Here is a 7,124-nt window from a genome sequence, read left to right on the forward strand (position 1 = left end):
GGCTTCGGCACCATCCTCAGCGCGGTCAACTTCATCACCACGATCATCTGCATGCGCGAGCCCGGCATGACCATGTTCCGGATGCCGTTCTTCACCTGGAACGTTCTGCTCACCGCAGTACTGTGCTCATCGCGTTCCCCGTGCTCGCCGCCGCTCTGCTGTGTCTGGAGGCAGACCGGAAATTCGGGGCACACGTCTTCGACGCCGCCAACAGCGGACCGTGGTTGTGGCAGCACTTGTTCTTTCCTGATAGACCCCTCGCGGATCAGGCCGTTCCGACCGTGACAGCAGCAGGAGGAGCCGGAGGAAGATCAGATAGAGCATGCGCAACGCCATGCGGTGCGAGCCTGCCATGATCGGGCGGAGACGCAAGTGCCTGATCAGACCCGGTGCGGAGTTTCGGCACCCTTCAGGCAGCTGAGCCGCCTCCCGCCGACCGCGCGGACCGCCGCCTCGGTGATCCGGCCCTCACCGACCTCGCTGTGAGCCATCGCTGCGGCGCCGCACGCCGACCCGGGAGCTTCACCCGGATCCTCCATGTGCATGCGCTCATGTGCATGCACTGCGCACCTCGGGTGCATGCAAACATGCAGTCCCCGGTAGTCCGCCCCGATGCCATGACTTTCAGCCGTCACTGAAAGCTCTGAGACCGAGAGAGCTGCCGGGGGCCTGGCCAGAGCCAACGGGCGAGTCACGCGAGTCGGCGAACGTCTCCACCGACAGTGCGACTCACTCCGGTTTTCTGGTGTATTGCAATTATCCTACCCATTCACTATGAGTCAAGGGTTTTCTTCTCCCTTCCCAGTAAAAATCCGGTTTCCCGACACTACAGCGACTCCGCTGGTTGAGGCGCAGCCATCAGACCCACAGCGCCTCGGCGAACGCCACGCCGTCGTGACCTTCGGCGCCACCAAGGCCGTCACCAACTTCTTCGCCGACACCTTCTCCGACCGCTACGGTCGCAAGCCCGTACTGGTCACCCGCTGACTGATCGCCCTGCCGGTGCCGGCCATGCTGATCTGGGCACCCTCCTGAGGCTGGGTGGTCTGCGCCGGCCGCGCCACTTCCGCACCAGGCAGAGCGGTATCCCACGGTCAACAGCGGGCAGCAGCCGTGACGCGAGCAACCACCCATCGCCCAGCAAATACACCGCCCGAGCTGCGCATACACCGAGCAAGGCCCCTGTGATTCCCAAGCTCAGATTCCCGTCACCCGCTCCAAAAACGAAGGCCCAGGCCAGGGACGTGATCCCCAACCTGGGCCGTTGTGTTGTCTAGACCGATTCAGGCACCGCGCACCGCCTCCTCCGTTCTGAAGTTTCGCCATTACGCGGCGATAGGTTGGCTGGTCGGGTGGCTGGGGCCGAATAGGGTGGATGTGTCCTGGGCTGCGGTGATGTGGGTTATCCGGGTTCGCAGGAACGCGGTGATCATGTCCTCGATGGAGACGTGGCGCTTGTGGCGGTACCAGGGGGCTTCGTGGCGGCGGGTGTTGAGGTCGGTGGCGGGTTGGCCGGCGTGGTCGTACCACAGGACCAGGATGGTGAGGTTCGCCAGGCTCAGGGGTGTGGTGCGTTCGACGGCGGCGGGCAGCCGGTTCTGGGCGTCGCCCGCGCCGAGGAGCTGCTTGGCGTCCTTGATCGATTGTTCGATGGACCAGCGGGAGGCGTACCTGGCCACGATCCGCTCGCCGTTGGTGGTCAGGTCGGTGGTGGCCAGGGCCAGGGTGTAGGGCCGGGTCTCGTCCAGGTCGCGGACCAGGACCACACGGACAGGGGTGCGGTGCAGGCTGCCCCACCACAGACAGGTGATCACCGCGAGGTCCACGGCCTCGGTCACCCCGTAGCGGGTCACCCTGGTACGGGTCCACGTCGCGGTGGCGGCCATCTCGGTGGCGGTGCCCAGACGTTCGCCCTTCCAAGCGGGGTGTCCGCGCTTGCCGGTGCGCGGCGGTTCGGGTGCGTACAGGACCGCGTTGGCGGCAAGCCGGGTGGTGAAGGTGACCCGTTGGGGAAGGCCGCGCCAGGCGGGCCCGCGGTACAGGGCGTCGCCCACCACGTGGATCGTGCGTCCGGGCAGCGTCTGGGCGAGGAGGTCGACCATGGCGCGGGCCTGCTCGGTCTTGGAGGTGCTGGTCTTGTGGATGTGCAGGCGGAACAGGACCGGCAGGCAGACCCGGCGGGCCATGAACGGCACCGCCACCACGATACCGACGATCACGAAGCAGTTGCCGCGCCCGATGCCGTCGCGTCCCTTGGCGGAGCCGTCGTGCTGGTACTTCGCGCCATGGACGTGTCTGCCGTAGCGGTGGAAGAGGGTGTCGTCCACCGCTACGGTGACCGCGGCACCCTCGGGCATGAAGCGTTCCGCGACCGCGCGGGCCAGGGCCAGGCCCACCTGGTCCAAGTCCCACACCGCGCGGGAGAAGAACCGGTGTGCGCGCGACCAGTGTGCCTGCCCGGCCAGGCCCGCGGCCTGCCACATCCCGGTGACTGTGCGCGGGCCGCCCGCCGACAGCGCCCCGGTGACCAGCGCCGACATCGTCGCGAACGAGGGCGCGGTGAAGCACGGCCGCAGGACCTCCAGAACGATCAGCAGGGACGGCGGTACGGTCACCGGCATCAAGGCCCACCCCGGTCAGTTTTGTGCTTCGCCTGGTGTCCTGTGGTGTGGGACCGGGCTGGGAAGGTGGCGCAGGCGTCTGTGGCCGCCGAGCAACGGATCAAAGACGAGGAAAGGAGGCGGGGCAGTCCTGGGGTAGTGGCTCGGGTCCGGGGCAATCTCAACCGGGTGTAGCTCGTGGCTCATCCAAGAGCTGCACCCACGTCGGAAAGCCGTGTGCGGGAGAACTGCATGCTTCACTTGAAGCGGCGGGGAAACGGAGCGCAAGCCACCGCGCCAGTCCCCGACCCTACTCAACTGAGGCGCAGTCCTGAGATAAGGACTTCGACCATACGGCGTGCGTCATACCGGGGGTTGTAGCCGACGCCGATGCAAAGGTTGCCGACGCCGTGCATCAGTTCGTCGGCGTTGATGTCGGAGCGGGTCTCGCCAGCCGTGACAGCGGCGTCGAGCAGTTGAGCGCATACGGGTACGAGGCGGTCGAGGAAATGGGCGTGCAGGGTCTGGAAGGCGGCGGCGTCGGACCGCAGCGCCTCGGCGAGGCCCTGCTTGGTGACCAGGAAGTCGACGAAGAGGTCGATCCATCGCGCCAGGGCGGTGTGCGGTGGGTTGCTGTGCGCCAACAGTGCCGGGCCGGCCTCGGCGCAGGCCTCGATCTGGTGCCGGTAGACGGCGACGATGAGATCGGCCCGCGTGGGGAAGTGGCGGTAGATCGTGCCGACGCCGACACCGGCCCTGGCGGCGATGTCGCGTACGGGCACGTCGACGCCGGAGGTGGCGAAAGCCGCAGCGGCCGCGTCCAGCAGTTTCTGCGCGTTACGTCGAGCATCGGTCCGCTTCCGCGGGGCTGGCCATCCCGATCCGCTGACGTTGGCCACCGCTCTGTCACCTCCGTCGGCGATTGGCGAACGCCATCGTCTTTGCGTAGCTCGACCCGGCACAGGCCACTGCGGGACAGAACGGCCAGAATGAATATCTCTCACCGGCCTGTCGCGTGCTCGAGCATGGGCCGGGTAGGCGGATCCCCCTGTGGCTGGGTCCTTAGATCCGCGTGGTGATGAGTTCGTCGGCGACCCACTGGGCGACGCCGACGGGGTAGGGCGCCGGCAGCCCGAGAACGATGTGCTGGAAGCCGGCGTCGATCGCCTTGCCGACTGCGTCCCGGGTCGTGCCGGGCTGGTCGTAGGAGACCGGCAGGTGGATCGAGCGGGTGATGGCGGCAGGGTCGCGCCCGTTCTCGGCGCAGTAGCGGTCCAGCAGCGCGCTGCGGCTGACGACGTCATCGATGTCGCCGCCCGGGATGTTTCACAGGTCAGCGTGCTCGGCAGCGATGCGCAGCACGGCGGCCGAACGGCCTCCGATGAGGATCGGCGGGTGGGGACGCTGGATGGGTTTCGGATTGCCGAACGCATCGGTGAGACGGTGGTAGGTGCCATGGAAGTCGAAGGGTTCGGTCTCGGTCCACAACCGCCGGATGACCGTGCACGCCTCGGCGAGGCTGCCCACGGCGTGAGCGGCGTCATGGAAGGGCAGGCCGTGCGCCTCGTACTCCCGCCGAGCCAAGGGCTGGTCCGGTCGTGAGCCGGCGCCGATGCCGAAGTCGAGACGTCCACCGGAGACGATGTCGACGGTCGTGGCGATCTTGGCCAGCATCGCGGGTGGGCGGATGCGGTTGCTGGTAACGAGCAGGCCGAGGCGCAGTCGCCGGGTCTGGGCGGCGAGGGCCGAGAGCAGGGTCCAGCCTTCGTGGGCCGGCCCGTCCGGGTCGGCGCCGATCGGCATGAGGTGGTCGAACAGCCACGCGTGCTCGATCTCGGCGATCTCGTCCGCCTCGCGCCAAACCCGCAGGATGTCGTGGTAGCCGATCTGCATGGGGGCGGTCATGATCCCGAAGCTGGGTCGGGGTGTTTGTGGCATGCAGCCGTCAGTCCTTTGGTTTCGGTCTTTGACCTTCGTCCCCGCGTCAGAGCCGTGCGAGTGCGTCCCGACGGTGGGCCTCACCGAGTGATGCTTTCCTGACGAGCGACTCGGCGCTGAGGGATAATCGCTGCTGGTGGCGCTGCGTCGCCCACGGGTTGGGCTCCAGGCTGCGCTTCACCGGATCGTGGCTGCGGCGGGGGGCTCACTAGGTAGCGGGCGGTACCGCCCGACGCGACTGCCGTCAGCGCGTGATGGCGATGTTGAACCGCATCGTCTGCAAGGCCATGTAGGTCGCGAAGAACAACGGCGCGGCGTGCTCGGTGGCTGTCGCACTGGCCACGCCCCCGAGGTCGAGGATGCTCTCCGTGGTCCACCCCAGGTCGGCCAGCAACCCCTTGACGGCCGCCTTGGCGTCCTGGTTGTCACCGCTGACGAACACCGTTGCCTGCGGGAGCGAGGCCAGCGGGTCCACCATGATCGAGACGTTCATGGTGTTCAGAGACTTGACGACCCGGGCCCGGGGGAAGCGCGCCTGCACCCGCCGGGCGACGCTGTCGTTGGGGTAGGCCAGCGCCATGTCCGGCGTGAAGGCGGCCGAGATGTCCAGCACGATCCGGTCGGCGAGGACATCCCCCCCGATCCCCTCCAACGTAGAAAGGACAGCAGTGCCAGGGATGGCGATGATGACCAGCTCGGCGCCCTGGACGGCCTCCGTCTGACTGACCGACCCGGTGTGGTCCTCGGGGGTACGTGAGCCGTAGGCCACCTCGTGGCCGGCGGACGCGAGCCGTGCTCCCAGAGCAGAGCCCACTTTCCCCTTGCCGATGATCGCGATGTGCACAACAGTCTCCTGACAGTTTGGGCCCAAATAACATGAGCGATAGATGTATTGATTCGATGCCGAACCGCACTGACCGACGGGACACCCATACCGGACGATGCCCGGGGCGGCGTCTGCACGGTGCTGCTCGCGGCAGCCACGTTCAACCAGCAGGTCGTCAACAGAAACCTGCGCGCCCGCGTGGGACTAACCCACCCGCATTTCGGGGATCTCCGCCTACCTGGGCCAGGTCTTGGCAGGACTGTTCCTGAGCATGCTCGCTGGATGACTCGTTTTGAGCCGCGGCGTCTTTACCTGCCATGTCCAGCAGCTCAAGACGGCCCGCGCGATGACCATTTTGGGGAAGAGCATCGTTTTCATGCTGCTGGTCCGACGGACGGATGGGTTTCGTGGGGCCTACTTGGATTCGACCCGGCCGAGTGAGTTGTCTCCGGCGGTCAGCGCGTCACACGCTGCCTGCCAGGCGGAATCTGCGGGATAGAGCTCGGTGCGCAGGTAGGCCCAGGTCAGCTGCTGGATTGCGGTCACCCGCTCGGGGTTGTCGTCCGTGGTCTCGGCGGCGTCATATCCGGAGATCCCGCCGAGCATGTGCCCTGCGTCGAACAGGGTGAGCAGGGACTTGGGGCCGGGAGCGAGGTGATAAGGGTCAGCGTGCCATTCCCAGCCTTGAACCGTCAGGTGAGGCGAGACGTCCTTATCGCCGGCGACCACGAGCGCAGGTGCGGCCATCGTGGAGAAGTCCATGGTCGAGAAGAACGGAAAGTTCTTGGCCGCGGCCTCGCTGAGGGCATCGCCGCCTCGGCCGGGCGCGGCGAGCAGCACCCCCGCCTTGATCCGGGGATCGGCCAGGTTCACTTCCGTTCCGTCCTGGGGATCGGTCAGCCGCGCGCCCAGCAGCATGCTCGCGGTCTGCCCGCCCAACGAGTGCCCGACTACGGCAACCTTGCTGCGGTCCAGGCGCCCTTGCAGCTGCGGGACGGTGGCTTCGATCACGTCGAGCTGGTCGAGGATCCGCGTCATGTCCTGAGCCCGCGTGCGCCAGAACAGCGGCGCCTCGGGATCGTCGGGATCCACACTGCGGGCCAGCGTCTTCGAGCTCAGATGGGTGGGCTGGATCACGACGAAGCCGTGCGCTGCCCAGAAGTCGGCGAGCGGGGCGTAACCGTTCAGTGAGGAGAGGTGGTTCGACCTGCCATGGCCGTGCGAGAGCAGGATGATCGGCAGCTCGGTTCCCGTCGCGGGCGCGGAAACCTTGACCTGCAGGTCCACGGCTCGGCTGGGAGCCGATAGCGCCACCGGACTGAACGAGAGGACAGGAGTGGGCGCGCTGACGACGTCAGTGGGAGTCGACTCGCTCATGATGTTGATCCTCTTCGGGGGCATGCCGCCGGCTCACAAGGCCGACGGCGGGGATGCGGGCGGGAACGCCCGGTTTCGGCTTCGCCGACCGGAGTGTTCCTCCGGAGCGGTGCGGAGCGTTGCCCCGGGCGCCGAAGCGTTGGCCGGGACGGCCGCCGCAGTCGATGAACCTGTTCGAGACGCGCGGGCGAAGCCGTCTCACGCGGCGGGTGATGACCGCCGTGCACATCACCAGGGCACTACGCCGGCGTCCTCGAAGAACTTGCCGGTCGGGCCGTCGTCGGGCAGGGTCGCGAGCTTGATGGCGATCGCCGCGCCCTGTTCGGGGGTGCGCACGCCGCGGAAGCCGTTGAGGTCGGTCGCGACGAAGCCGGGGCAGCCGG

Annotated in this window: 4 protein-coding genes and 3 pseudogenes; 1 reads left to right on the top strand and 6 read right to left on the bottom strand. The window is 67.4% G+C overall.

Features of this window, described 5'->3' with window-relative positions:
- A pseudogene (locus tag FCI23_RS52995) lies at positions 1 to 245 on the top strand (cbb3-type cytochrome c oxidase subunit I); the annotation flags it as partial.
- Positions 246 to 1,325: 1,080 nt separating this feature from the next.
- Here FCI23_RS52995 and FCI23_RS53005 read toward each other — a convergent pair.
- The 6 genes and pseudogenes from FCI23_RS53005 to FCI23_RS61985 form a co-directional block, all read right to left on the bottom strand.
- Positions 1,326 to 2,621, bottom strand: coding sequence for an IS701 family transposase (locus tag FCI23_RS53005; RefSeq protein WP_136731210.1), 1,296 nt, complete (start codon positions 2,619 to 2,621; stop codon positions 1,326 to 1,328).
- A 293-nt stretch (positions 2,622 to 2,914) separates the two neighbouring features.
- Positions 2,915 to 3,499, bottom strand: coding sequence for a TetR/AcrR family transcriptional regulator (locus FCI23_RS53010; RefSeq protein ID WP_136731213.1), 585 nt, complete (start codon positions 3,497 to 3,499; stop codon positions 2,915 to 2,917).
- A gap of 163 nt (positions 3,500 to 3,662) precedes the next feature.
- Positions 3,663 to 4,538: pseudogene (locus tag FCI23_RS53015) on the bottom strand (LLM class flavin-dependent oxidoreductase).
- A 244-nt stretch (positions 4,539 to 4,782) separates the two neighbouring features.
- Positions 4,783 to 5,382, bottom strand: coding sequence for an NADPH-dependent F420 reductase (locus tag FCI23_RS53020; RefSeq protein WP_211265875.1), 600 nt, complete (start codon positions 5,380 to 5,382; stop codon positions 4,783 to 4,785).
- 396 nt (positions 5,383 to 5,778) lie between these two features.
- A complete protein-coding gene (locus tag FCI23_RS53025; RefSeq protein WP_136731219.1) occupies positions 5,779 to 6,741 on the bottom strand; it encodes an alpha/beta hydrolase family protein in 963 nt (320 codons plus the stop codon).
- A 228-nt stretch (positions 6,742 to 6,969) separates the two neighbouring features.
- A pseudogene (locus tag FCI23_RS61985) lies at positions 6,970 to 7,124 on the bottom strand (dehydrogenase); the annotation flags it as partial.

The sequence above is a fragment of the Actinacidiphila oryziradicis genome, from assembly GCF_005047355.1.
Taxonomy (GTDB): domain Bacteria; phylum Actinomycetota; class Actinomycetes; order Streptomycetales; family Streptomycetaceae; genus Actinacidiphila; species Actinacidiphila oryziradicis.

Excerpts from the sequence above, each read along its gene's own strand:
- FCI23_RS53005 (WP_136731210.1), bottom strand. The coding sequence starts at position 2,621 with ATGCCGGTGACCGTACCGCCGTCCCTGCTGATCGTTCTGGAGGTCCTG.
- FCI23_RS53025 (WP_136731219.1), bottom strand. The coding sequence starts at position 6,741 with ATGAGCGAGTCGACTCCCACTGACGTCGTCAGCGCGCCCACTCCTGTC.